This is a genomic window from Mesorhizobium sp. BR1-1-2, from assembly GCF_020165435.1.
Classification (GTDB): Bacteria; Pseudomonadota; Alphaproteobacteria; order Rhizobiales; family Rhizobiaceae; genus Mesorhizobium.
Window position 1 is genome coordinate 263183 of record NZ_JAIUID010000001.1, and the last position, 25610, is coordinate 288792.

Below are 25610 nucleotides of genomic sequence, written 5' to 3' on the forward strand. Positions count from 1 at the left end.
TCCTCCCGGGCGAGCTGTTGAGCTCGCGGCTCGCGATCCGCGTCAGCAGGTCTCCTATTGCCTGCTATGTAGGTGCGATTTCAGGCAACCAACTCGAACTGCCAGCATTGATTTGGGACAGTCTCGGGAGAAATGCCATGCTGCAATTCAACCTGCCTCGAGAAGTTGCAATCGGTGATGAAGTTGCCCTGACGAGTACGGTCATGGACATGCTTCCCAGCGGACGCGCCAGGGTGAGCATCCCCTCCTATGATCGTCCTTATGCGATCGATGCGCCCCCCAGAACTCACGTCGGAGACAAAGTCGTTCTTGTTGGGGACGTCACTCGGGTCGATCTTGAAACCAACAAGCTGAGCGTACGGATTGACTGTGGCGGTGTGGTTACCGTCCACATGTCGGCGATCATAAGGCTCAAGAAAAATTGCGCGGCCCGAAATGGCTGATGCATCGCCCTGCGGCGTAAAGCTCGCCAACGAGGCCGAGCTCGCGGGATGGGATTATTCACGCCATCTCGCCGCGTCAGCCTTACCGACGGGCTGCGCTCGATGAAGCTTGATCCCATTGGCGAAGTGGCCGAACTCGCGCGCTATATCGGCCACTGGGAGCCGAGCCATGAAGCGCTTGACGCCGACCGTGCGATCCAGACCGGGGTCCGCATCGCGGTGCTGGCAGTGGCGGAAGCGGTCAGAGACCGACGTGCAGGGCAGTTTCCGCCGATCGTGACAGGCCACGACGCTCCGCGTCCGATATGGCGTGACGGATGAGGGAGATGCCACACTGGTTTCGCGGTGCCTGGATTCTCTTGAAGGATGCCGTCACCGGCTTCATCAACGACAATGCGTTGAGCCACGGGGCAGCGGTGGCTTTCTACGCCACGACATCGCTGGCGCCGATCCTTCTGATCGTCGTGGCGGTCGCTGGTCTGGCGGTGGGCAAGGATGCGGCCCAGCTCGCCCTGTCGGCACAGATATCCGGCGTGATGGGCGCGCAGAGTGCCGATCTACTCAAGGCGACGATCGAGACGGCTTCGCACCGATGGTCCGGGACGCTTGCCACGGTCATCGGATTGGTGACGCTCTTCTTCACTGCCTCCGGTGTTTTCGGTGAGATGCAACAGTCGCTGAACGAGATCTGGAAGGTAAAAGCGGACGGCCTGTCGCTTTCGCGCCTGGTGCGGGCGCGTGCGGCAAGTCTCGGCCTGGTTGCCGCGCTGGGCTTCATGCTGATGGTATCGCTGGCGGCAAGCGCAGCGATCACCGCGCTAAGCGAAGTCATCAATCACCACCTGCCGTTCGGCGAACTGGTGCTCAGCACGGTCAACACGGTTGTCTCTTTCTTGCTGATTGGGCTGCTCTTCGCAGCGATCTACAAGGTCTTGCCGGATCGCACGCTCAAATGGCGCGATGTTGCCGTCGGGTCGGTGGTCACTGCGTTGCTGTTCACCATCGGCAAGTCGCTGATCGGCTGGTATATCGGAACCAGCGCGATAGCGACTTCCTACGGAGCGGCGGGCGCGCTGATGGTGGTGCTGCTTTGGGTCTATTATTCAGCGCAGATCTTCCTCTTCGGTGCGGAAATTACGCGCGCTTACTCGGTCAGGCGTGGCAGCCGGCCAGACCTTGCGCCGGTAGTGGTGTTGAGCGGCAACAAGATAGATAAGCCGCGCCGGCCTGAAGTGCATGACGGCGAGATCGCCGCATGGATTGTCGTAAGCAGCCTGATCACCGCGCTGGTCTCGCAATTGTGGCGGCGAAAGCAGGATTGACGCCGCGCGGGGGCACCGTTGCAAAAAGCGAAAGCCGTAGCATCTTGATCCAGCCCCATATGGGCGCAGCACTACTGAGGATAACAGGATCCCGGCCGCTGCGCAGGAGCAAGGCGAAGATTATCCGTGCTGTCCGGCAGCCTTGACCCGTGGAGCGCGGCGCGGTCGTGCCGCGCGTTTGGACACTTGGCGCCTGTGGCTTCGCAGAAGGAGTCGGTCTGCCACGGCGGGAGCTTTGAGCTCCGGCATTCAGGCACAGTGGTGGAGGACTTAGGCTGTGCGAAGGCAGTGTTTCCTTACTCTCGGACCTGCAAATCGGGGCCTTGGCTCGGCGCCATGTCGATCATCGTAGCATCGCGCGTTCACCCTGATAGGCACTCACCGGGCGGGATCGAAACCCGGAGAAAAAGCGGGTCGAAGCTGAGCGGCCGAGTTCTCCAAATCGGTGACCGTTAGCGGCTGGCCGTCCTCCGAGGTCGACTGCGAAAATGCGGGCTTTGCAGACAGGCGGTGACGGCTGCCGCCCCTGCAGTCAGAAATGGGCTTCCTTTCATGTGGAGATCCTCACCGAAAGATACATTGATCAAATCATATGTGCGATTTCGGGGTCGAAAGAGGTATCGCTAACATATGTCATCGCAATAAGAAGAATTGGACGAGATGCAATTCATTGGGATAAATTGCACATAACGCAATGACCCGATGAATTGTAGGTTGAGCGGGCAACAACGGCATTGCGAACATCTGTCGTCTTGTCTGTGATTTAACCATAGCTGGTACATGAGAAGGCAATTGGTGATCGGCGGGCCGGGCAAGCGCTATTCCTCCGCGATTTGGAGACGGTGCGCCCGCTCCCGAATGTGCCAGGCGTCGCGATACAGGCGGCGTGAGTTGGATAAGCAAGAGAGGGCTTGCAGTGCACCAACGTGCATATCTCGACTACTGTTGGTGTTGCCGGAACCGTGATCGACCAGGCAGGGAGAACTCAGATGTACACCAATATTCTCGTGAGCACGGATGGCTCCGACGTCGCCAGGAAGGGCGTTGAGCAGGGGATAGCCTTGGCGAAAGCCTTGGCTGCCAAGGCGACAGTTGTCACTGTCACGGAGCCAATGCTGATTGACTATGGAACCGGATTTACCTCCGGGTCTATTCCTTCGCAGGAGGAGGTTGATAGTTTTGAGGCCGCGAGCAAGGAATTCGCAGGGCAAGTCCTCGATCAAGTCAGGGAGGCAACTGACCGGATGGGGGTATCCGCGGAATTTCTACATGTCCCGGATGCCCACCCGGCCAAGGCGATTATCGACACCGCCAAGTCACGGGGCTGCGACCTGATTGTGATGGCTTCCCACGGCCGTCGTGGCATCAGAAAGCTTTTGCTGGGAAGCCAGACATCGGAGGTTCTCGCGGATGGAAGTGTGCCTGTATTGGTCGTACGGTAGCCAGACGAAACCGGAGAAGTGCCGGCTTCCTTTGCGCTCAACCTTCCGAAAGAGACGGTATCCTGTGACGACGATGTCTCCATGCGCCGGCCTCGGCATTTAGAGGCTGCCGCACAATGGCATCCATGATTGGCGCAGGCTAGACAACGATAACGCGGGCGCCGTTGCGCACTGTCCCGAAGAGTTCAAAAACATGCTCGTTCAACATCCGGATGCAGCCGGATGATGCAGCTTTTCCAATGGTCCAGGGCTCATTGGTCCCATGAATGCGATACAGCGTGTCCTGGCCATTGCGATACAGATACAGCGCCCGCGCGCCGAGAGGATTGTTTGGGCCTCCCGGAACGCGCTGCGGCAAGCTCGGGTTACGGCGTCGCATGTTGGCGGTGGGGGTCCAGGTCGGCCATTGGGCTCGTCGTCCAACGATTGCCTCTCCATCCCATCTCTGTCCGTCCCGACCGACTGCGATGCCGAAGCGGATCGCCCTGCCGGCGTCTTCGACATAGTACAGGAAGCGCTCCTGCTTGTTGATTAGGATAGTTCCGGCGGTTTCCCTGCCCAAGTAAGGCACCGTTTGCCGACGGAATTGCTGGGGGATGCGCGTCTTGTCTACGAGAGGGATGTCAAACGGCTGATCTGGAATTCTCCCGATATACCAACTTTTTTGGGAAGCTTCCGCACGCCCGGACAGCGCCAGAAATGATATCCCCCCAACGATCAGGGACCGTCTGCTCAAAGAATTCACCAAATGAACCTCCAAAATATAATGACTTGTTGGCTGGTATTTTGTGAGTTTCGATGAGCCTGCGCTATCGGGACCAACATTTCTGACATCGGCCTCTCCGCTTGAGGGTGCAATCTCTTATGCGTACGAGCGCCTCGTCAGGCTGCGTGGTGTTCCCGGCGGGCAGTTCGAACCGGCGTCCAATCTCCAGCTTCGCCAAGGAATGGGTTCACTCTCGTCTTCGACAAGATTACCTCAGCCGAAGACTCCAATCACATACTCGAAAGCTGATGGCTGAGAAGGCAATTGTTGGCCAGGAGGCTGTTCAGGGAAGGTTTGCCGTTGTTCGACCGCTCCGCCAAAGGAGGATGCTTGAGGCCCAGCCAGCCCGCCTCCCGTGCCTCTTTGGGCGAGATTCCGAACTCGCGCCTGAATGTCCGGCTATATGTCGAGGGATCCATGAAGCCCCACTCCTCCGCAATGCTTGAAATCGGGCGTCCATCCGCGATGTTCCCGAGCGCGTCCCTCGTTTTCAGCAGCCGCTGTCGCCGGATATAGTGCGAGATTCCTCCGGCTGGTTCGAAAATCCGATAAAGTCGAGAGCGTGAGATGCCGAGGTCTTGCGAGAGCTTTCCCGGTGTCAGGTTCCGGTCGGCCAGATTGGCTATTATGATCTTGTTTGCGCGGGCCATGATGACCGCGTCGATCGGCTCCTGTGCTTCGAAAAAGTGATCCCGGGACGGGGAAATGCACGCGGCAAGCAGGCTGGTGGTCGCCGATGCGATATACGGGACGTCGTTTTCCGTGCGATCGGGAAAGGAATGATAGAGCAGCAGAACATAGTCGGCGACGAACGCAGCCATCTCGGGCCGGATATCGAGCGTGAAGGGTTGCGAGAAGGCGAAATCCCGCGGAAGGAATAGCGCAAGGACACCGTCATCCTCACCCTGATCTTCATGGGGTGCACCCAGGCATTGCCAGCGTAGCTGTCCCATTCTTGGCGGGCCGCCGCCCGCGGGGATTGTCTGGGGCACCGAGAGAGCCCAGTGGTCGAACACCGGACTCTTTCTGCTGCGCCACCGCCGACGGTACCCCATCCCGGGATATTCGATGAAGGCCAGCACGAGGCTCTCCAATCGCCACGCCCGCTCGCGCGCAGAGAACGAGCCGAACTCGTCTCGCAGCAATTCGACGTCGGCAATATTTGAGTGCCAACTCCGGAACAGGTCGAATTGCTCGGCCGGTGGCACCTGCGAGGTATCAACGTCTACGACGCATCTTAGAGGTTCCGCGGTCCCGATCGCTTCACTTTCGCTGACAATTGATGGCTTGTCTTGCATTGAGGCAAACTCATTGCTTGAAAGAGGGTGACGCCGACCCCATGGAGTTCTCGATCAAGAGACCAGACGTGTCGGGCTCATCGCCGGCGGATGTAGCCGCGGCGAGATCGAGGTTATGGGATTGAAATCCCGACACCTGCACCTGCTTGGGTGGTATGGAACCAGTCGACAAGAACATCTCGCCCAGCCAGCAGAATCGATGATGTGCGGATGTCGGCCGCGTGTATGGCAACTGCTGCAGCGATCGGCTCGCCAAGAGTATCGCTTCGTATGGTTACCTCCATCACAAGCTCCTATGGCGCTAGCAGATCAACAATGAACGATGTGCCTTTCGCAAGGAGACGGTCCTGACAATTAAAAATCCAGAGTGGAGTTATCGAAAATCGTGATGCTGATGACGAGGACACGGCCGAGCTTAAACGGTCATCGATTTTTGAAAAATATGCGAGGAATCCATAATATGGGTTTGACGTATATTTCTTGTAGCTTGTGTGATGATCTCCAGTCGCCCCCGACCTCTGCCAGGAATCCGTCACTGTCTTGAAGAAAGGGACAATCCCAATGAATTGTTGATCAGGAGGTTGCTCAGAATGCCAGCATCCGCGACTGGCTCATCCACAGTCAGCCAGGTCGAATGCTTGACGCCCTGCCACCCGAGTTCGCGCGCTTCTCTTGGAGAGATGCCGAACTCTGTTTTGAACATCCGGCTGTAGGTAGACGGATCGTGGAAGCCCCATGCTTCGGCTATGCTGGAGATCGTTCGCTTGTCCGAACTGTCCGCCAGGGCGTCGCGCGTTTTGAGCAGCCGCTTGCGTCGCACATAGTTGGACACACCGCCTACCGGCTCGAAAATCCGGTAGAGACGGGAGCGCGAGACACCGACCGCACGGCAGAGTTTGTTGGGCGTCAAGTCGGGATCGCTCAACCTCTCCGCGATACGCTTGGCAATCCGAGCGGCAGACACGGCGTTCACAGGCCCTTGCGCCTCTGCCAGATGATCTTTTGTCGGCATAAGAGCAGCCGCGGAAATATTGGCGGTCGCGGTAACGATATGGGGTAGATCCGCTTCTCTCAAGTGAGGAAGTGAGCGGTGCAGAAGAACCGCGTAGTGGGCAAGAAAATCAAGCGCTGCGTCGCTGGCTTCGATTTTCGATGATCTGGTTGCCGGCCATGTGCGCGGCAGAAAAAGTGTGATGAACAGGTCGTCGTTGCTCACTCCAACATCGGGCAGGGCCAGACACCTCATGCGGGGCCGACGAGATATCATCTCGCCCCCGGCACAACGCGAGAACGGCACCGACAGCATCCAGTGATCCAACAGCGGTCGTCTGCGATGTTCCCATTGTATCTCGTAACCGGCGCCTGGAATTTCGATGGAACTCAACGCCAGATCGCCCAACTGCCATACCTGATGACGAGCCGGGAACGCGGAGCGCTCAGCTCGAAGAAGCTGTATTTCGGCAACCCCGGTAAACCATGATCGATAGAAATCAAACTGTTCGGCTGGGGGCGCCAACAAGCTACTTACGTCGATGGCGCATCTTAGAGGTTCATCCGCAAAAGGGTCGGTGGGAACGCCGGCAGCGGTTACTCTCGCGTCCATAACAAACTCCTGTCGTACAAGAGACGCCGAAGTATAGGCAACTCAAGGGGTCGGCAGGCCGTTTCCCGGAAGGAAACCGACAATAAAACACGCCTCAACCTGCCGCCGCGGATGAGATCGATTTTGAGACAATCTTAAGCCGGAGATACGCCCCTAGAGTGGGCTAGGAATCCCAAACATAGGCAATGCGTTTATTTCTCGTGGAAACGGGGACAGCGTTTTTCCCATCGTATTTACCCTTGCAACCATGGCCATTCTTGTCAGCGCCGAGCGCGCCATGTGGAGTGACCTTGCATTCTCTTGCTTGCGACCAACCGGTCGGAAGGTCTGTTGCGACCCACAGAGGTCGCGCCATGAGAATCTCCTGACGGCCAACCAATTTCTATCCACTTTCCGACGGAGTGCCTGAAAGCTCTCGGGATTGGGTGGTTCAGTAGGCAATAGGCCGAATGCGGGCTGCACAAGCTGTGATGAGGCTCTACGCGTAGGCATGTTCTTGGCTTGGACCGCGGGGGGCCGGCATTTCTGCCGACTGCCTCCGTCCAACAGGAGCCGACGGCTCCATCCTGATCAAAATGCCTGGGGCCCAACGTTAACCAGCCTCGGATCGGCAGGTTGGGCATCCCATCGGTCTGGTGCTGTGTGTCTCCAGAAGCGCCGACGCGCCTCACTGGGGGAGCATCCGAAGATTGACATATAGGCTCCAGCGAAACGGCCCAGGTGCCAGAAACCAAAGCTCATGGCGATATCGGTGATCGAGAGGCGATCGCCCTGCGTCAGGATAAGGCCGTGCGCGGCCCGAAGCCGCCGCTCCCGCTCGTAAGTTCGAGGGCTGACTCCCAGACGTTCCTGAAAGGCGCGCTCCAACATTCGCTCGCCAATGCCCAGTACCTCGCAGACTGCACTGACGGAAACAGGGCTATGAGGCTTTGCCTCCAGAATGGCCAGGGTAGCGTCAACGATATCGCGCCGATCGCTGGAGCCGGGGGCGCGGGGGGACGGTTGCTCCGTGAGGGAAAGCACCCGCGCGAGCGCGGCGCCCGCTTCGCTCGCCGCAACGGCCAGGCCGGCACTTAGGTCATAGCCACGCTGTGCTGCAGCTTCCGCGAACCCGACGGTTCGCAGCAGCTTCTGCTGAAGCTCCAGTTCGGCTCCTGCCGTGAGGCGTTGCTCATGTATCCCTGGCGTCAACGAGCTCCTCTGGCCCAGGTGGGAGGCTGATGCCGTGCGCAGAGACTCGAGCGCGGACCCACGCAGACCGATCCGCATGAGGCGATAGCTTCCTGGCATCTCCAGCTTGAATTCCGTTCCCGGGCCGATGATCCGCAACTGCGGTACTTCACTCCGTTGTCCGTTGAAGGTCGTGCCTTCGCCCCAGAGGAACACCGCCGTCAACGCATCGTCATTGATCGCCCCAGACATGGCGATGCCACCCTTGTCCCGCAAATCGAGGACAAACGTGTCGCCATAGTCTATCGTTGCAAGGCTCGATGCATGGCGCTGCTCGCCAATCTGCTGGATATGGAATTCCGCGTCGGGATCAGACTCGCGGGTGCGCGCGACCACGGAATTATATTGGCGAGCGTACCAGTTAGGAGCCTCCAACAACGAGGGCCTCTCCAAGTCTTTTGTCCGGACTGGGGTTGGACGCGATCGCTTTCGTCCAACTCGATAAGTCAAGCAACCGAGTCCGGCTTGTTTCTGCGGGCGATCTTTATAATCAGGAGAATGATTCCGATAGCAAAGAGAAGACAGCCAACCGTGATGCTCGATGGAGAGCCGTAGCGATAGCCCGATGCAAAAATGAGAAAGCCTATGAGCAAGAGGCCGATAGCTATCAATTTGTTTGCCAACAGGGCCTTGGTGGTTCCTTCCATTGTCGCAGCTCCTTAAATTTGACGTTTCGAGGTGGTGTCGAGGGTCTTTCTGGCTTTCGCTCTATTCGGTCTTTTCTTCCGGCTCCCAGGAAGCCGACTGAACATTCGAGTCGAGCGCGAGGTGAGCGACGACGCGTTCGACTGATTGCGCATCATCACGGTTGCTGAACAACGTTGCTTCTATTCTCATGGCGTCGCCCTCATTGATGGGATGGCTGTTAAGGGAGCGTAGGCGGAGGAGGTTTGTATTGATGGTCTGAAGCAGGATCGATCTGAGCAAATAAACATTATCCCGTGGGCATACGATCTCTATGGTGTACGTGTATTCGACGGCAGGTTGTTCCTGAGAGTGCCTTCGAAAGAATCTTGAGAAATTAGGAAGAAGCGAATTGAGTACGATAATCAGCATTGCGGTTTCCGCGGCCAGCAGCAGAAAGCCAAAGCCTACGAACACTCCGACAGAGCCAGTGCTCCAGATCGTCGCGGACGTACTCAACCCTCTTATGTTGGAACCGTCCCTGATGATCAGGCCGGCGCCAAGGAAACCAATGCCGGTTACGACCTGAGCCCCCATTCGAAGATCGAGACCTGAGCCGAGAGCGCCCGGCAGCGAGGAATATGCTGCCGCACCCAGTGCGACCAGTGCGTACGTCACAAGTCCTGTATACTGTTGCCGGTACTGGCGTTCCGCACCAATCAGCGCGCCGAGCAGCAAGGCAAGCACAAGCTTCAGCAGGATTGATTGAGTTATCGCGACTTCAGCTTCCAAATGTTCATTCCGTCTTATTCAAGATGCAGGGCTTTCATCACATGGCGCCGATCTCGGGCGCCGGCTGCCGGGACACGGATTGCTGGGATGCCGACCGCTTCAGGATTGTGAGCGGCAGGTGGAGAACGAGGAAGGCGTTGTTGAAGATGATCTGCCGGGCCTCTTCGGCTTTGTCTTCGACCGGCATATCTTCGTTCACGATGAGACGACGCAGCAGATGCCCGGACCCCAACAGCTTCATCAGTGTTTCCGATGTTGCGAAGCCGCTGTGTCCGCCGCCGTCCACGCCGGAAATATCGATAACTTGGATGTTCTTTTTCTGAAGGAGCGGAATCTCGAAGCCACTGCCCACTCGTGGCCGGCCACCTGCGATGCGGCGCGACACGCTCAAGGCACGATCTCGCCGAGAGACAACGATCGTGAAGGGATGGGGCAGTTGGGGTATGTCCCTAACCTGGCTGCTGAAGACATCCGGATCGATATCGGGCGCGGCAAGCAAGACGCCGCGGATTCTTGAGGTCACCTCCGCCTTGCCTTGCAACGCAAGGGTGCGGAGCGCCTCCATCACGACATACGCGCCCATGGAATGGCCGACGATGAAAACACCGGTAGCGTTCGATCGAGCTGCGATTTCGATCGTTTCGGCCAAGCCGTCCCGCGCCTGCAGAGCGCTATCGCGATCGAAAAGATAGCCGCCGATGGATCCCGCCGACGCCCAGGAGAAATGAACCGGCACCGAGGAGATATGGTAGTCGTGGACGACTTGGGCATTGCGAAACAGGCCTTCGGCAAAATTGTTGTTGTAGCCGTGCACGAAGATAAACACCTCGCGCTCCGAAGGCGGGCGCTTCGCCAGCATACCGTTTAACCGACCTGCGAAGGATGCCCTGTTCTCGAAGCGGACAAGATCACGAGCGGAAAAATGGCGCTTCGGATCGGGTGATGTCGATGACGTCTCGACGACGCCCGGCCGGTGTGTGGCCGGCACAACGACAGTCAACTGCGAAAAACTCAATGTCGGGGAACGATCCCGCGAATAGGGCGGTTCAGTGGTAGGGAACCTTGTGCGCGTGGTGGCGACCAGGAAGGGAATAGCCGACATTTCGTTGCTAATTTGTACAGGCGAGGCAAGGCCTGTCACGGCTCTTGGACCGGCGCAGCTTTGCACCAGCAACGCCAGCGAGATAACCAACACAAATCGTCCTGCGGGGTTCTGCATGCTGCTGGCCGCGCCGGCTTATCTTTGTAAACTCACCAGCCTTTGGCCATCCTTGTCCAACAGTTGCACTCGTCCTGTCTGTGGGGCTTCAAAGCGATGGACGGACCCGAGTGCCTTCAGAAGATTGCGCTCTTGATCCATGAGTGGCTGATCGCACATCATCCTCGACGAGCCGGTTTCCGAGATCGTCAGCGCTTCCCCGGTCAAGGCGAAGCCGCCAAAGAACCGATTGCACGAACCATTCCCATGGATGCGTCCATCCGGCTCGAAGGCAAGGGTGGGTTTCGAACCCGCGACCGTGGTTTCTTCTCGAATCTCGTCCACGAGCCAATCTCCGTGAAGGAGGTCGCCCGGCTCTCCGGCGCAGCCCTCAAATTTCCGGTCGCCAAGGATGACGGTCGCGGTTTGGGGGTATGGCATTCCGCTCATGGTATCGACGCATATTTTGGCAGCGACGGTCACCGCGAGTTGCCGGCCGCCGACCGTTGCCAAATAGGTGTCGGCGTCGCCTTGCCTCGTAGGGCTCGGAGCCGGCTTAACCGTGAAGGTCTCGCCCCCTAAGGCGTTGAAGCTGAGCGCGGTGTCCGAGATACTGATCTGCCAACTCGGCTCGTTGCCGCGTGCGGTCAGCGACGCGGCCTCCGCATTGCCCGTCGCGGTGGCGAACACCGACAACACCGCAAGTGAAGCGGCTAATGGCGGAGACGAGCAGGAATCTGGGCTCACGGTTGCAGCCTCCAGGCGAAGCGTCACTGAATTCAAAGGCCGCCCGGAAACCGGCCTCTGGCGGGGCGGCTTCGCCAAAATATTGCGCCGAATGTACTGACATCCGGCCGTCAGTCTATCGTCGCGGTTCGGAGAACGAGTCCATTCGGCGAAAAATGGACGCAAAGCCAAGAATTGAGATTCCAAGAATATAGATGATGGCCGTGGACCATCTCGGCCGCCCTTTGGCGAGGACGAACCTCAACGGGATGGTTCGATCGTATCGAGGCGTTCCGCACGGTCTTCCGGACGCCGGAACGACAGATACTCGGTTGCTTTCTGGACGACAAAATAGACCGAGGGAATGATCAGCAGGCCGATCGTGGTAGCCGCGGCCATGCCCCCGAAGATTGTGACGCCAACAGCCCGCCGCGCGCCGGCGCCCGCGCCGGTCGACACGACAAGAGGAATGATCCCGAGGATGAAGGAGACCGCGGTCATCATGACCGCCCTGAAGCGCTGCTCGGCCCCGGTCCGCGCGGCCTCCACTATGCTCTGTCCTTCATCGCGCCGCTCCTTGGCGAATTCCACGATCAGGATGGCATTCTTCGCCGCCAGCCCAATCAGCAGCACCATGGCGATCTGCACGTAGAGGCTGTTCTGCAATCCGAAGACCTTCAATGCCGCGATGGCGCCGAAGAGAGCCGCTCCGAGCGAAAGGATGACGACCAACGGAAGCGACCAGCTCTCGTATTGGGCGACAAGGAAGAGATAGGCAAAGAGGAACGCCAGCGCGAAGACCAGACCCTCCTGGCCACTGCCGCGACGTTCTTGAAACGACAGGCCCGACCATTCGAAACCATAGCCGTTCGGCAAAACCTGGGCCGCTGTCTTCTCCATTGCGTCCATGGCGCCGCCGCTCGAGCTTCCAGGTGCGGTAATGGCGTTTATGGGAGCGGCGACCGACAGGTTGTAGCGCTGGATGGCGAACGGCGACAGGATCGTCGTCAGCGACGTCAGAGTGTTCAAGGGCACCATGGTGCCGTTCCGGCTGCGCACGTGCAGGTCCAAGATGTCTTCCGCATGGGCACGGAAATCGGCATCGGCCTGCAGATTGACCTGGAACACGCGGCCGTTGAGCGTAAAGTCATTTACGTAGCGCGACCCGAAAGCCGCGCCGATCGTGGAGTAGACGTCCGACACGCTTACTCCGAGCGCCTCGGCACGCGTTCTGTCCACGTCGACATAGACTTGCGGGACATTGGCGCTGAAGGTGGTGGCGGCCCCGCCGAGTTCGGGCAGGTGATTGAAGGCGCCAAGCAGGGCGCTGACGACCTGCGCGATCTCCTGCGGCGGTTGCCCTTCTAGCGCCTGCAGGCGGAAGTCCAAGCCACCGACCGAGCCGATGCCGGCGATCGCCGGCGGAGCGAACACGGCGACATTCGCGCCGGGGATCTGGGAGAATTTCATCCGCAGCGCCTGCAGGATGCCGGCGAGCTGCAGTTCCCTGGACGTGCGCTCGTCCCAGGGCTTCAGCGCCGCGACCGCCATTGCGCCGCTGGGCGAACTCGTCGACTGAAGGATGCTGAATCCCGCAACCGTGATGACATCTTGCACGCCGCCGGTGTCGGCCAGAATCTTGCGCACGTCCTCCACGATGGCTTTCGTGCGATCGAGTGAAGCGGCATTGGGCAACTGGATGTCGACGAACAGCGCGCCCTGGTCCTCTTCGGGCAGGAAGGTCGACGGCAGCCCGGTGAAGATCAGATAGGCGGCGCCGAAACAGGCAAGCAATCCCGCCAAAGGCACGTACCAATGCCGCACCAGAAATCCGACGAGGCGTCCATAGCCGTCGCGCGTCCTGTTCATGAATGCCGTGAACCAGGCCAGGGGGCCGCGCTTGAAATGACCCGCATGGCGCCGCAGAAGCAGTGCGGCCAGCGCCGGGCTCAGGGTCAATCCGACAAACGAGGAGATCACCAGCGCCGAAGACAGCGTCACGGCGAACTGCCGGTAGAGCTGGCCACCTATGCCGCCGAGAAACGCCGTCGGCGTCACCACGGCCAGCAGCACCAGGGTCGTGGATATGATCGGCCCGGTGATCTGGTGCATCGCCTTGCGCGTGGCGTCGGCGACCCCGATGTCCGGCGTATCCTCCAGCACATGCTTGACGTTCTCAACGACAAGGATGGCATCATCCACCACCAGGCCGATTGCCAGCACCAGCGCCAGAAGAGAGACCATGTTCAGCGAATAGCCGGCGGCAAACAGCACCGCCAAGGCGCCGAGCATGGAAACCGGGATGGCAAGCGCCGATATGAACGTGGCGCGCCAATCCTGCAGGAAGACATAGGTGACCGCGAGAACGATCAGGAACGCTTCAAGCAGGGTTCGGGTCGTCAGCGAGATGCTGGCATTCACGAAGCGGGTCGCGTCGTAGACGATGTGGTACTGCATGCCTTTGGGAAAGCGTGACGAAAGGCGCTCCAGTTCGGCGCGTACCGAGGCCGCGGTCTGGATGGCGTTGGCGCCGGGCGACTGGTTGATCTGCATCATCGCCGATGCGTGTCCGGCAAAGCTGGCACTCGAAGCATAGCTTCGCGCGCCGAGCTCGAGCCGCGCGATGTCGCGCAGGTAGACCTTGGCCCCCGACGAGCCCGTACGTACGACGATGTCGCCGAACTCCTCGACGCTCCTCAGCCGCCCCTGCGCGACCAGCGTGTACTGCAGCTCCGAGCCTTGCGCCTGCGGCGGCGCGCCCGCCTGCCCGAGTGTCGCCTGGATGTTCTGGCGTTGGATGGCGGCTGAGACATCGTCGGGCGTCAGCCCAAGCGCATCCATGCGCTGTGGGTTGAGCCATACCCTCATCGAGTATTCCGAGGCCCCCGCAACCGAAGCCTCACCGACGCCCCGCACACGCGATATCGTGTCGGCGATGGTCGTGGTGATGAAATTCGTGATCGCCAGCGCATCGAGGCTGTCGTCCGGTGAATAGAAGGCGATACCAAGGATGAAATCCGGCGAGCGAGCGCGCACGGACACGCCTTGCTGCGCAACCGCCGCCGGCAGCCGCGAGATCGCCAGTTGGGCACGGTTCTGTACGTTGATCTGCGCCGTCTCGGGGTCGGTTCCGACTTCGAAGGTCACCGACAGCGTGTATTGGCCGGCGTTGGAGCTGGTGGACGACATGTACATCATGTGATCCACGCCATTTATGGCCGTCTCCAGCGGGCCACCGACGACGTCGGCGATGACTTCCGCGCTTGCTCCCGGATAGGAGGCCGACACTGTCACTGTTGGAGGGCTGATCTGCGGGTATTGCTGTATGGGAAGAGAAAACACCGCGATCGCACCGGCGATCGAAATGATGATCGAGATAACGATCGCGAGCCGGGTGCGGGTGATGAACAGGTCCGAGATCATTGCGTGCCCTCGCTTTCGCGCGGGGTGACCTGCTGACCATCGGAAACGCGCTGCAGTCCTTCGACGACGATCGTCTCGCCGCCTTTCAATCCGCTCGTCGCTGCCCAGCGATTGTCGATGCGCGCACCGGTCGTGATCGCGTGCCTGGTCACGGTATTGTTGTCGTTGAGCACGAAGACGAACTTGCCCTGGCGGTCCTGAAGAACGGACGCCATCGGCACCATCGGCAACTTTCTGGCGTCTTCATCGACGACTGTCAGCCGGACGAATTGGCCTGGCGCCAATATATGGTCGGGGTTGGGGAACAACGCGCGGACGGCGACGGTGCCGGTCTGCTGGTTGACCTCATTGTCGATGAACTGCACCCGCCCCGGCGAAGCGAATTCGGTGCCGTTGGCGAGCAACAGGCTCAGGCGAAACCCGTTCGGATCGATTTTCTGGCCGCCGGCCAATTTCTGCCTGATGTCGACCAAGGTGCTGTCGGCGATCGAAAATGCGACGCGAATAGGGTCGAGTTGCACGATGCGCGCCAATGGCGCGGAGCCGGGCCCCACGAGATTGCCGCGCGTCGCCAGGGAGCGGCCGATGGTGCCATCGATGGGAGACCTGATCTGAGCATAGGAAAGATTGAGTTCGGCCGTATGGAGCGCTGCGTTGGCGCTTTGAACATCCGCCGCGGCGACATCGAATGCAGCCTGCGCATCGTCCAGCGTGGCCTGAGCGATAGTCCTGCGATTGAGCAGGTCCCTGGCGCGCGACAGGCTTTGCTGCGCGGCATTGCGGGTGGCTTCGGATCGCGCCACTTGTGCTTGGGCCGACATCACCGCCGCCGACAGTTGATCCGGCTCGATTTCGAAAAGCAGATCGCCCTCCTTCACGCGCTGGCCTTCCGAAAACCGGATCTCCTTCAACAGGCCGGACACGCGCGCCTGAATGTCGACAGCGTCGATGGCCTCGACCTGCGCGTTGTATGTCAGCGGGGCGTTTGCTGGACCGGACTGGACTTTCTGCACGACCACCGGCACGGGCGCCGGCTGCGCGGTCTGCGTACGTGCCGCGCCCGCGAAGCCGGCCACGCCGACCAGCATTGCAGCCGCCACGATCTTGGCTCGAAAATCAAAATTGCTTTTCATCATGGGCCCTCGCATCCCGCTCTAAAGCCACAACCCTCGTCCTGCGCACGCTCAGCGCAATGACGAGATACGCCAGTCCGGCAATCATCATGGAAAATCCGGCCACCAAGCCAGTCGGCATCTCTCTGACGATCGGCCACTTCAACAGTATGGAGAAGGCAGCAAATATGGCGACGATTCCGGAAACGGCGAACCAATACCAGCCGCCGACTTTCCTGACTTCCGTGGCAATGATTAGTTGAAGAATACCGTGGACGAATAGTACAAATGCTATGAACAGTGATATTGCGGCCGATGCTTTTATAGGGTTGAAGTAAATCATGATGCCGCCGATGAGCTCGAAGAAGCCGGTCAGTTCCTGCCACACGAAACCCGCCCAACTTTTGATCCAGAGAGATTGGATGACCTTGATGACGCCGACTGCCATCAGGGCTACGGCGAACACGACGTTGGATGCGAAATTGGAAACGGTGGGAACTGCGACTGAAAAAACACCGCCCGCAAGCAGGAGGATCCCAAAGAGCAGAAACCTGCGCCACTTGCTCTGCTCGATTTCGGCCCGTTCATATGGCGTTGCAGGCGGGTGATCTGATTTTTCTGGCATGTCCCCGTTCCATGCAGGTTCTAAATATCGATCTCGCACCCTGCGGACAGTCCGGACGGAACGTCAGGAGCCAGTCTGGCCGCCTCTCGGCGAGATTTCCCGATGACGACGGCTGCGTGGTCGAGATCTTCTTGCGCCCTTGCTTCGTCAGGTCCGTGAGGCCGTGTCGGATACTGATCGCTGCGACGTGAATGCGGCATACGGCTTTCCGCTGGCTTTCAAAGGGTACTCTTGTGCAGCCGGCCGTCCTTCATGATGACGACGAAATTCTTGTGCGGATCCTCGATCAGCCGGATGTCGTCGAGCGGGTTGCCGTCCACGACCAGGAGGTCCGCGAAAGCTCCTTCCTCGATGACGCCGAGCTTGCCAGGATAAGGGTTGCGCAGATTGGAGAGCGCGAGCAGTTCGGCATTGCCGGAGGTCGCCATCTGCAGGACTTCGGCGTTCTTGTACCAGTTGGCTAAATGCGTGAGCATCATGCTCTGGCGCGGACCCAACGCGGGCGAGAACAGCACGTCGGAACCCCAGGCCGTCTTGATGCCGTGCTTGCGAGCGAAGGCATATATCTTCGGCGTGCCTGAGAAAAGCTGCTGGGCGCGGTCGGCGCTAGGTCCGGTCAGCGGGCCGGTGTCCTCCGCTGTCAGGAAAGGCTGGGTGCTGAGCCATGCGCCCTTCTCGGCGATCATGGCCGCCGTGTCCTCATCCATCAGATGCGCGTGCTCGATCGACTGCACCCCCGCTGCCAGCGCGCGCCGTATCGCGCGAGACGTATAGGCGTGCACGGTAACGTAGGTGTTCCAATCCTGTGCCACCTCGACGCCCGCCCGCAACTCTTCTTCGCTGAAGGTGACTATGTCCAGCGGACTGCGCGGCGACGATACGCCACCGCTGCCCACCAACTTTATCTGTGAGGCGCCTTGAAGAAGCTGTTCCCGGATACGCATCTTCAGGTCGCCGATATCGTCGACTATGGCCGAGCCGCCCAGCAGCTCTCCTTTGCTGAGCTTGCCGCCGTCGCGCGGAATCTCGCTCGGCAGGCGAAGATCGGCGTGGCCCCCGGAGGTCGTGATCATTGCGCCTGAGGGATAGATGCGCGGGCCAGGGATCAGCCCCGTGTCGATGGCCTGCTTGAAGGAGAAGGAAGGGCCTCCCAGATCGCGTATGGCGGTGAAGCCGCGACTGAGCGTGCGATCCGCCTCGGCGGTGGACGCGGCGAAGATAATTCCCGGGTCGCCGTTGAGCAGGATGTTGACAGGGACCGCCGCGAAGATTGCATGCCAATGCGCGTCGATCAGCCCTGGCATGAGGACGCCATTGCGGCATTTGATGATGGTAGCGTCGTTCGGGGGAGGGGCATTCGTCATATCGATTCCGGAAATCCTGTTGTCCTCCACCAGGATTTGAGCGCCATCCTTCACCATGCCTGACTTGCCGTCGAATAACCGAACCTCGCGAAACAGGATTTTGGAGGGCGGCGTAGCCGTCTGCGCGAACGACGGCTTGGTCAGGACGCCGGCAATGGTCGCGACCCCGATGCCGGAAAGAAAGCTACGCCGGGAAAAGGCTTCCAGGCGACGGGAAGCCCTTTGAAGATCGGGATTGAAACAGCCGCAACCGGATCTGTGAACAAGGTGACCGTACTTCGAGCCTAGCCGCAGCATGTCTCTTTTGCCTCCGGTTGAGCGACACTGCACGTTGCCGACGGCGGCTTCGTGTCGCGGTTCTTGTCGTTTCAGGTCCCGTTACTCGACCAACACATCGCCGCCGACAGGATTGGCGCTGTCAAAGATGAGGAATACGATCGGAGTTCCGGGTTCGGCTGTCGCATCGGTCCGCCTGGCGCCAACTTTGCCGCCGAGGGTCACGGGATATTCCGCCACGACTTCACCGAACGTGTTCCTCTGGATGGCAACCTTCCGGCCGGGCTGCACAGTTTCATTGAGCTCGACCAGCAATTCGACGAAGCCGCCATGCGTTGCGATGACGGGGAACATGCCGTCCGCGACGAAAACGTTCGAATCCTTGCTGGTTCTGCCGACAGGACCTGAAATTATTCCGTGATGCTTGATGACGTTCATCGTCCCTTCGATGAACAGGGTGATCATCGCGTGATCGAAGATCCGCGGCTTGCCGATCTCGGGCGTGAAGGCTGGAATGCCCGCATCGATGAGGGCATTGGCAAGAAGGCCCGGCTCGCCAAAGTTGTCGAAAATCTGATCGACCGGATAGAGTTCCGCCATCGCGCGCACTTCGGGGAGATCCATGCGCGCGAGGTGGAACGCCGTCGCGTCCATACCTGTGGCGGCCGTATGAAAATCGATCGCGTAGTCGAGGTTTGACCGCAAAAGCCGATTGAATATCAGGCCGGCGTGGCGCGTCGGGGCGTCGGGAGCGCCCTCATTGCCAGGGAACAACCGATTGATGTCGATCAGGTCGATCCCGCGCCCAGAATTCGGCCATCGCCGTTCCATGCCCTCCATTGCGGGGCGTGAAATGTCGAATACGGCCATCACGGATCCGGACATCGCGGCCGGATCGAGCTCGCGCATTACGGATTGCACCGTGTGAATGGGGCTCATTTCGTCGCCATGCACCCCGCTCGTCAGCCCCAGCCGTTTGCCCGGGGCTGCCCCCTTGGCGACCATCACCGAGACGTACCAGTGCTGGCCCGTCGGCATCTGTACGCCCTGGAAATAAAAGCTGTGCTTGCCTGGTTCCAGATCCGCGATGTCAAGCGAACTGATGACTTTCTTTCCGTCGATGACATCGCCGGTATAGATGGTCCCCGACGTCCCTGCGGGAGACGCACTTGCAGCTGCCGAGCCCGTTTGCGCCTGCGCCGGCCCGGCGATGAGCGCAGCGGCGGCGCCGATCGTAGCGACCGATGCGATCATGAAGTCGCGACGTCCGAGGCCCTCGCTGGTTCCATTCGCCATGGCTGTGGTCCCTGCCGGATGAGGATCATGTTGGATCTCGTGATGCCTGCGAGGGCGCTGGATCATCCTCACCGATCCCCGTTGAGCACGTGGTCTCCGGGCATTAGTCCACAAGACGTTTCAGGGAGTACAGCCTCCAAGAAGAAAAATGGACCGGTAGTCTATGATTGGGATGCTTTGCATACTGAGTTGAGAGCCACCACAACAACCCGTGTGAAAAAGCGTTCGATATGACTCAAGCCACCTTCGCGACTGCCGTCGGGCGCAATTCAGACCAGTCCGCTACTGATTACATCAAGTGGGCTAGATGGCACGTTGACGATTTGTTAACATGATTTCATGCTGACGGTAGACAGGCAGTACATCCGTCCCGACACTGCTGCTTGGATCGTCTATTTTAGAACGAACTAATGTACTTGCGATAGTCCGTATTGCGCCAACAAAAGACGGATAATTGCTATGGATGCTATAGTTCATGCCGCTGGGCTATCCAGAGGAGCAGGTGCCGAGAAGGCGCTGCAATGCGCCGTCGACATCGATACCTCCACGGCACCACCTGCCGAGCAATTCGACCTGTTTCGAAGCTGGTATCAGGGTGTTGCCGATACTGAACTTCTGCAAAAACAGAGCCATTCGTTTCCAGCGCATGAAACAGTGTGGGATTTGGGAACGTTGACGGTCATGTTCCTCGAATTGCCTGGCAGTGGCTACCGCTGCCGTTGGCGGCATTTGAAAAACCCTTCGGTAGACAATTGGTATTTGAGCCTGCCCTTGTCCAAGGGCAGGCATCCTGGAAATTGGCAGGTCGTGAAAACGACGCTGCAATCATTTGCAGAGCCCTATGAGTGCGTGACGGAGAACGATGCCCTCCTTGCCGTTTTCCTGCCACGCGACCTGCCTTTCATCCAATCATCCAGGATTGAAATACGTGAGGAGTCGAAAAGACTCCTGGCAGACTACATGCTTCTGCTGCACCGTTCCCTTTCCGATTTGAGGGCCGTGGATGTATCGCACATTGCCACTGCCACCACCAATCTGCTGGCTGCGTGCGTGTCTCCCTCGCATGACCGCATCACCGAGGCGAAGCGTGTGATCGACGCCGTGATCGCCGAGCGCGCTGCCAAAATCATTGCACAAAGTTTGAATGATCAGTCCTTGGCATCCGACAGGCTTTGCCGCGAACTCGGTGTGTCCCGCTCTCGCCTCTACCGGATATTTGAACCGGCTGGAGGTGTTTCGAATTATATTCGCCACAAACGCCTGCTCAAGACACGCGATATACTTTCCAACAGCCTGGATGGGCGACCGATCTCCGCCATTGCCGGGGATTGGGGCTTCACGGATCCGTCGGCGTATAGCCGGATGTTCAGGAAGGAATTCGGCATTACGCCAAAGGAGGCCCGCGTGGAAGGCTGGCAAGGCGCCCAGGCCTCGAGCTCGCAGCAGATCATGCAGGCTGACAGCAGGGCGCACACGCTGAGTGGTCTTCTGCTGCGAAACAGCTTTGGGCCCTAGACTGCGATGGCGCCGGCAAGGATGCCGTAGATTGCCGCGACCGCGCCAAGTGCGGCGACGACGAACATCCCCATCTCGGCGGGAGTAAACACCCTCTGCCCCCGCTCCTTCCGAGCCATCACGAAGAGGATCGTGCCCGGTCCATAGATGACGGCCGAGAGCAGCAGGTGCTTGGCGCTGGCGGCGTAGATGAGACCGGCCGTATAGATCAATGCTATCGCTGCCCTTGCGAAATCGACACGCCGCGCTGCGGGATCGTTCTCGTAGCTCTCACCGCCCCATGCGAGCTTGAACCCGTAAGCGGCGACAAGAAGATAGGGGATGAGGATCATGGAACTGGTCAGCTCGAGCGCAAGCCTGAAGGCCTGTTGAGCAAAGAGCGTCAGGACCAGAAAGACCTGCACGACCGTATTGGTCAGCCAGAGCGCCCGCGACGGCACGCCATGCTTGTTTTTATGCGCAAGAAAACGCGGCATGGTCTGGTGATGTGATGCGGTGAACAGGATTTCAGCGGCCAGCAGCACCCAGGACAGATAGGCGCCGGCAACGGAGATCAGCAGGCCGAAGCTGATGAACTTGGCGCCCCATGGCCCGACCACCGCTTCCAATACGCCGGCCATGGAAGGATTGCGCAGCGCTGTCAGCTCGGGACGAAGCATGATCCCGTAGGAGGGAATGGTGACCAGCACAAGCAGACAGAGCACGCCGAGAAAACCAAGGAGCGTCGCGACCCCGACATCCCCGCGGTTGCGTGCATAACGCGAATAGACGCTCGCACCTTCGATTCCGACAAAGACGAACACGGTCACCAACATGGTGCCGCGAACCTGGCTCGCGATGCTGCCAACGCTGACTTCTTCCCCGCCCCAGAAATTGGCCGTGAAGATATCGGCGCTGAAGCCGTGGATAACGAAGATGATAAAGAGAAAGATCGGAATGATCTTGGCGTAGGTGACAATGGTGTTGATCGCCGCCGCTTCCTTGACGCCCCGCAGGACCAGCGAATGTACGATCCACAGAAGCATCGAGGAAATGACGATCGCCGTGATGGTATTGCCATCGCCGAACACAGGAAAGAAGAGCCCCAGCGTCGACTTTATCAGCACGAAATAGGAAACGTTACCGAGAACGGCGGCAGACCAGTAACCGAGGGCCGAGAGGAAGCCAAGATAGTTGCCAAAGCCAGCCTTGGCATAGGCATACACGCCCGCATCGAGGTCCGGCTTGCGAACCGACAAAGTCTGGAAGACGAAGGCCAACATCAGCATTCCGACGCCGGCGATGGTCCAAGCGATCATGGCCCCGAACGGACCGGTTTCGCGACCAAAGGCCTGCGGCAACGAGAAGATGCCCGCGCCGACCATCGAACCGACGACCATAGCCGTCAGGGTCCATATCGAGAATTTTTGCTGGACGGTCGAGTTCATTGAATTGGATCAACAATTCCTTTGGCGGACGGCGGTCCAGCGGCCTCTTTGTTACGCCTGCAACCTAGCTCGAATCTAGCGCCCACGTGATTGGCATAAAATCCCACTAGTATACCTGACGTCCAAAACCTTTGCCTTGGCTCGTTTAACCGGTTGCCGACATTCGCATTTACTGCTTCTGATCAGACCTAACCTTGCTGGACCGAGACGTGTCGGCGAGGCGTCTGATCGCGAACTCTGGTTCGCGCAGCCAGGAGAGCGGTTTATGACTTCAAACGAAAATCAGAAGCTTTCGCTGTTTGCGCTGACCAGCATGGTTGTGGGATCGATGGTCGGCGCGGGCATCTTCAATCTGCCTGGCCGGTTCGCGACTGCGACAGGTCCGTTCGGCGCGATCATCGCCTGGGCAATTGCGGGAATCGGCATGTACATGCTGGCGCGGGTCTTCCAGGCGTTGGCCGAGAAGAGGCCAGACATCGACTCAGGCGTCTTCGCCTATGCCAAGGCCGGCTTCGGCAACTACATGGGCTTCCTGTCCGCCTTCGGCTACTGGCTCGGTAGTTGCCTAGGCAACGTCTTCTATTGGGTGCTCATCGGCTCGACGCTGGGGCGGTTCTTTCCCGGGATCTTTGGGGACGGCAGCAGCGCCATCGCCATCATCGTCTCGCTGATCGGCATCTGGGCTTTCCACTTCATGATCCTGCGCGGCGTCGAGCAGGCGACCTTCATCAACACTGTCGTGACGATCGCCAAGATCGTGCCGATCCTGGTCTTCATCCTGCTCCTGATCTTCTTCTTCCATTTCGGGCAGTTCCGCGAGAATTTCTTCGGCGGCGTGGACATGCCGCCGAAGTCCCTGATCGCCCAGGTGCGTGACACAATGCTGATCACGGTCTTCGTCTTCCTCGGCATCGAGGGCGCCAGCGTCTATTCCCGCTTTGCCAAGGTGCGTTCCGACGTCGGTACGGCGACGATCCTCGGCTTCGTCGGCGTCACAGGCCTGATGGTAGCGGTCACGCTGTTGCCCTACGCGGCTCTGCCACAATCGGCTGTCGCCGGTGTCCAGCAGCCGTCGATGGCCGGCGTTCTCGAAGCGGTCGTCGGTCACTGGGGTGCGGTCTTCATCTCGATCGGCGTTCTGATCTCGGTGCTCGGCGCCTATCTCGCCTGGTCCCTCATCTGCGCCGAGGTGCTGTTCGCGGCGGCGAAGTCGCAGGACATGCCAAAGCTCTTCGCAGCTCAGAATGGCAACAGGGTCCCCGCCAACGCACTCTGGCTCACCAACATCGTGGTGTCGCTCTTCGTGATCTCCACCTACTGGTCCAGGGACGCGTTCAACTTCATGCTCGACATGACGAGCGTCACCGCGCTGCTGCCCTACCTGCTGGTGGCCGGCTACGGCATCCTGCTCGCCCGCAGCGGCGTTGGCTATGAAGAGACGCCGGATCAACGCGGTCGTGACCAGCTCTTCGCCTGGGTCGCGGCGATCTACACGATCTTCATGTTCGTCGCCGCCGGGCTCAAATACGTGCTGCTGGTCGCCGTCCTCTTCGTGCCCGGAACCATCCTCTACGTCTGGGCGCGGCGAGAGCAGAAATTGCAGCTGTTCACGCTCACTGAACTCTTCGTGTTTGCCGTCACGCTCGTCGCTGGCCTGATCGGAGCCTACGGGCTGCTGACGGGCACCATCGCACCTTGAACAGAAGGCAGGAAGGTCATGACAAACAATGCTTCGTTCGGCGTTCATTCCGAGGTTGGTCAGTTGCGCAAGGTCATGGTATGCGCGCCCGGCCGGGCCCACCAGCGGCTGACACCCAGCAATTGTGACGCACTCCTCTTCGATGACGTGCTCTGGGTAGACAATGCCAAGCGCGATCATTTCGACTTCATGACCAAGATGCGCGACAGGGGCGTCGAGGTGGTCGAGATGCACAATCTGCTCGCCGAGACGGTCGCGATTCCGGAAGCCAAGAAGTGGATCCTCGACCAGCAGATCGTGCCGAACCAGGTCGGCCTCGGCCTGATCGACGAGGTCCGCTCCTATCTCGACGGCCTCTCCAATCGCGACCTCGCTGAGACACTGATCGGCGGGCTGTCGACCTTCGAATTCCCGGAAAACATCGGCGGCGAACAACTGGCGCTGATCCGTGACGCGGCCGGCGTCAACGAATATCTGCTGCCGCCTTTGCCCAATACGCTCTATACCCGCGACACCACCTGCTGGATCTATGGCGGCGTGACGCTGAACGCCCTTTATTGGCCCGCGCGCCACGAGGAGACCATCCTCACCACGTCAATATACAAGTTCCATCCGGACTTCGCCGGCAAGGTCAATGTCTGGTGGGGTGACCCGACCAAGGATTGGGGGCTCGCCACATTCGAGGGTGGGGACGTCATGCCGATCGGCAAGGGCAATGTCCTTATCGGCATGAGCGAGCGCACTTCGCGCCAGGCTATCAGCCAGGTGGCGGCGGCCCTGTTCGAGAAAGGAGCTGCCGAACGTGTGATCGTCGCCGCAATGCCTAAGCTGCGCGCGGCAATGCATCTCGACACGGTATTCACGTTTGCCGATCGTGACTGCGTGCTGATGTATCCGGACATCGTCAACGGCATTGACGCATTCTCCTATCGCCCTGACGGCAAGGGCGGCGTCGAACTCCACAAGGACAAAGGCAGTTTCATTGAGACGGTGCGTGACTCGCTTGGTCTCAAGAAGATGCGCGTCGTTGAAACCGGCGGCAACGACTACATGCGCGAGCGCACCCAGTGGGACAGCGGCGCCAACCTGGTTTGCGCCTCGCCTGGTGTCGTTTTTGCCTACGATCGCAACACGTACACAAATACGCTGCTGCGCAAGGAAGGCATAGAAGTCATCACTATCACAGGCGCGGAGCTCGGTCGCGGCCGGGGCGGGGGTCATTGCATGACCTGCCCCATCATCCGTGATGCAGTCGACTATTGATAGCAATCCGGCCAGGCTCGATACAGGCGGCCGGTCGGCTCCCAGATAGTCTGAAGGCCATACGCAGTCGGACGGCCTCCAGCACATAAAGACCGTTTGCCCAGAATTGCTTCTGGAGCGTTGGAGTCGCTTCCAATCCTTTAGGAACAATCGTGTTTGGGCGGAA

21 protein-coding genes are annotated in these 25610 nt (G+C 59.4%); 7 read left to right on the forward strand and 14 right to left on the reverse strand.

From position 1 onward, the window contains the following. Window positions 1-137 precede the first annotated feature (137 nt). From LB551_RS01350 to LB551_RS01365, 4 genes are all read left to right on the forward strand, one after another. Window positions 138-443: a preprotein translocase subunit YajC gene (locus LB551_RS01350; protein ID WP_140552148.1), complete on the forward strand. Its 306-nt coding sequence runs from the start codon at window positions 138-140 to the stop codon at window positions 441-443. Window positions 444-545: 102 nt separating this feature from the next. Continuing rightward, a complete protein-coding gene (locus tag LB551_RS01355) occupies window positions 546-764 on the forward strand; it encodes a hypothetical protein (RefSeq protein ID WP_224624145.1) in 219 nt (72 codons plus the stop codon). A 5-nt stretch (window positions 765-769) separates the two neighbouring features. After that, on the forward strand, window positions 770-1765 hold the full coding sequence (locus LB551_RS01360) for a YihY/virulence factor BrkB family protein (RefSeq protein WP_224657939.1): 996 nt from the start codon (window positions 770-772) through the stop codon (window positions 1763-1765). Window positions 1766-2754: 989 nt separating this feature from the next. Beyond that, a complete protein-coding gene (locus tag LB551_RS01365) occupies window positions 2755-3207 on the forward strand; it encodes a universal stress protein (RefSeq protein ID WP_224624147.1) in 453 nt (150 codons plus the stop codon). A 139-nt stretch (window positions 3208-3346) separates the two neighbouring features. On the opposite strand, the gene LB551_RS01370 is transcribed toward LB551_RS01365, so the two are convergent. The 13 genes from LB551_RS01370 to LB551_RS01430 form a co-directional block, all read right to left on the reverse strand. Next, a complete protein-coding gene (locus LB551_RS01370; protein WP_224624148.1) occupies window positions 3347-3952 on the reverse strand; it encodes a L,D-transpeptidase in 606 nt (201 codons plus the stop codon). Between the two features lie 251 nt (window positions 3953-4203). After that, window positions 4204-5271, reverse strand: coding sequence for a helix-turn-helix domain-containing protein (locus LB551_RS01375; protein ID WP_224657940.1), 1068 nt, complete (start codon window positions 5269-5271; stop codon window positions 4204-4206). 532 nt (window positions 5272-5803) lie between these two features. Further along, on the reverse strand, window positions 5804-6874 hold the full coding sequence (locus tag LB551_RS01380; RefSeq protein WP_224657941.1) for a helix-turn-helix domain-containing protein: 1071 nt from the start codon (window positions 6872-6874) through the stop codon (window positions 5804-5806). Window positions 6875-7444: 570 nt separating this feature from the next. Continuing rightward, a complete protein-coding gene (locus tag LB551_RS01385) occupies window positions 7445-8482 on the reverse strand; it encodes an AraC family transcriptional regulator (protein WP_224657942.1) in 1038 nt (345 codons plus the stop codon). Window positions 8483-8550: 68 nt separating this feature from the next. Further along, window positions 8551-8751 (reverse strand): hypothetical protein, encoded by a 201-nt coding sequence (locus LB551_RS01390; protein WP_140552140.1) that lies wholly within the window; start codon window positions 8749-8751, stop codon window positions 8551-8553. Window positions 8752-8812: 61 nt separating this feature from the next. Next, complete coding sequence (locus tag LB551_RS01395; protein WP_181172550.1) at window positions 8813-9520, reverse strand: MgtC/SapB family protein; 708 nt, start codon at window positions 9518-9520, stop codon at window positions 8813-8815. Window positions 9521-9557: 37 nt separating this feature from the next. After that, window positions 9558-10739, reverse strand: coding sequence for an alpha/beta hydrolase (locus LB551_RS01400; RefSeq protein WP_224657943.1), 1182 nt, complete (start codon window positions 10737-10739; stop codon window positions 9558-9560). Window positions 10740-10757: 18 nt separating this feature from the next. Then, window positions 10758-11465: an META domain-containing protein gene (locus LB551_RS30010; protein ID WP_224657944.1), complete on the reverse strand. Its 708-nt coding sequence runs from the start codon at window positions 11463-11465 to the stop codon at window positions 10758-10760. Window positions 11466-11705: 240 nt separating this feature from the next. After that, window positions 11706-14867, reverse strand: a complete 3162-nt coding sequence (locus LB551_RS01410) for an efflux RND transporter permease subunit (protein WP_224657945.1) — start codon at window positions 14865-14867, stop codon at window positions 11706-11708. Then, a complete protein-coding gene (locus tag LB551_RS01415; protein ID WP_224657946.1) occupies window positions 14864-16000 on the reverse strand; it encodes an efflux RND transporter periplasmic adaptor subunit in 1137 nt (378 codons plus the stop codon). The genes LB551_RS01410 and LB551_RS01415 overlap by 4 nt, the downstream gene beginning before the upstream one ends. Continuing rightward, window positions 15984-16604 carry an HdeD family acid-resistance protein gene (locus LB551_RS01420; RefSeq protein WP_224657947.1) on the reverse strand — a complete coding sequence of 207 codons (621 nt, stop codon included), beginning with the start codon at window positions 16602-16604 and terminating at the stop codon, window positions 15984-15986. The genes LB551_RS01415 and LB551_RS01420 overlap by 17 nt, the downstream gene beginning before the upstream one ends. 218 nt (window positions 16605-16822) lie before the next feature. Continuing rightward, window positions 16823-18265 (reverse strand): metal-dependent hydrolase family protein, encoded by a 1443-nt coding sequence (locus LB551_RS01425; protein WP_224624157.1) that lies wholly within the window; start codon window positions 18263-18265, stop codon window positions 16823-16825. Between the two features lie 81 nt (window positions 18266-18346). After that, window positions 18347-19498: a succinylglutamate desuccinylase/aspartoacylase family protein gene (locus LB551_RS01430; RefSeq protein WP_411970922.1), complete on the reverse strand. Its 1152-nt coding sequence runs from the start codon at window positions 19496-19498 to the stop codon at window positions 18347-18349. Window positions 19499-19999: 501 nt separating this feature from the next. Between LB551_RS01430 and LB551_RS01435 the strand changes: the two genes are divergently transcribed. Further along, window positions 20000-21055, forward strand: a complete 1056-nt coding sequence (locus tag LB551_RS01435) for a helix-turn-helix domain-containing protein (protein WP_140552132.1) — start codon at window positions 20000-20002, stop codon at window positions 21053-21055. On the opposite strand, the gene LB551_RS01440 is transcribed toward LB551_RS01435, so the two are convergent. Continuing rightward, entirely contained in the window at window positions 21052-22482 is a 1431-nt protein-coding gene (locus LB551_RS01440) for a basic amino acid/polyamine antiporter (protein ID WP_140552131.1), read from the reverse strand. The genes LB551_RS01435 and LB551_RS01440 overlap by 4 nt on opposite strands. A gap of 265 nt (window positions 22483-22747) precedes the next feature. Between LB551_RS01440 and LB551_RS01445 the strand changes: the two genes are divergently transcribed. Next, the gene (locus LB551_RS01445; protein ID WP_140552130.1) at window positions 22748-24181 is read left to right on the forward strand and encodes a basic amino acid/polyamine antiporter; all 1434 of its coding nucleotides are present in this window, start codon (window positions 22748-22750) and stop codon (window positions 24179-24181) included. Between the two features lie 18 nt (window positions 24182-24199). Further along, entirely contained in the window at window positions 24200-25444 is a 1245-nt protein-coding gene (locus LB551_RS01450) for an arginine deiminase (RefSeq protein WP_224657948.1), read from the forward strand. Window positions 25445-25610: the final 166 nt, after the last annotated feature.

Excerpts from the sequence above, each read along its gene's own strand:
- LB551_RS01365 (WP_224624147.1), top strand. The coding sequence starts at position 2,755 with ATGTACACCAATATTCTCGTGAGCACGGATGGCTCCGACGTCGCCAGG.
- LB551_RS01440 (WP_140552131.1), bottom strand. The coding sequence starts at position 22,482 with ATGAACTCGACCGTCCAGCAAAAATTCTCGATATGGACCCTGACGGCT.
- LB551_RS01445 (WP_140552130.1), top strand. The coding sequence starts at position 22,748 with ATGACTTCAAACGAAAATCAGAAGCTTTCGCTGTTTGCGCTGACCAGC.
- LB551_RS01420 (WP_224657947.1), bottom strand. The coding sequence starts at position 16,604 with ATGCCAGAAAAATCAGATCACCCGCCTGCAACGCCATATGAACGGGCC.
- LB551_RS01430 (WP_411970922.1), bottom strand. The coding sequence starts at position 19,498 with ATGATCGCATCGGTCGCTACGATCGGCGCCGCCGCTGCGCTCATCGCC.
- LB551_RS01380 (WP_224657941.1), bottom strand. The coding sequence starts at position 6,874 with ATGGACGCGAGAGTAACCGCTGCCGGCGTTCCCACCGACCCTTTTGCG.
- LB551_RS01450 (WP_224657948.1), top strand. The coding sequence starts at position 24,200 with ATGACAAACAATGCTTCGTTCGGCGTTCATTCCGAGGTTGGTCAGTTG.
- LB551_RS01360 (WP_224657939.1), top strand. The coding sequence starts at position 770 with ATGCCACACTGGTTTCGCGGTGCCTGGATTCTCTTGAAGGATGCCGTC.
- LB551_RS01350 (WP_140552148.1), top strand. The coding sequence starts at position 138 with ATGCTGCAATTCAACCTGCCTCGAGAAGTTGCAATCGGTGATGAAGTT.
- LB551_RS01435 (WP_140552132.1), top strand. The coding sequence starts at position 20,000 with ATGGATGCTATAGTTCATGCCGCTGGGCTATCCAGAGGAGCAGGTGCC.
- LB551_RS01375 (WP_224657940.1), bottom strand. The coding sequence starts at position 5,271 with ATGCAAGACAAGCCATCAATTGTCAGCGAAAGTGAAGCGATCGGGACC.
- LB551_RS01410 (WP_224657945.1), bottom strand. The coding sequence starts at position 14,867 with ATGATCTCGGACCTGTTCATCACCCGCACCCGGCTCGCGATCGTTATC.
- LB551_RS01415 (WP_224657946.1), bottom strand. The coding sequence starts at position 16,000 with ATGAAAAGCAATTTTGATTTTCGAGCCAAGATCGTGGCGGCTGCAATG.
- LB551_RS01390 (WP_140552140.1), bottom strand. The coding sequence starts at position 8,751 with ATGGAAGGAACCACCAAGGCCCTGTTGGCAAACAAATTGATAGCTATC.
- LB551_RS01355 (WP_224624145.1), top strand. The coding sequence starts at position 546 with ATGAAGCTTGATCCCATTGGCGAAGTGGCCGAACTCGCGCGCTATATC.
- LB551_RS01400 (WP_224657943.1), bottom strand. The coding sequence starts at position 10,739 with ATGCAGAACCCCGCAGGACGATTTGTGTTGGTTATCTCGCTGGCGTTG.
- LB551_RS01425 (WP_224624157.1), bottom strand. The coding sequence starts at position 18,265 with ATGCTGCGGCTAGGCTCGAAGTACGGTCACCTTGTTCACAGATCCGGT.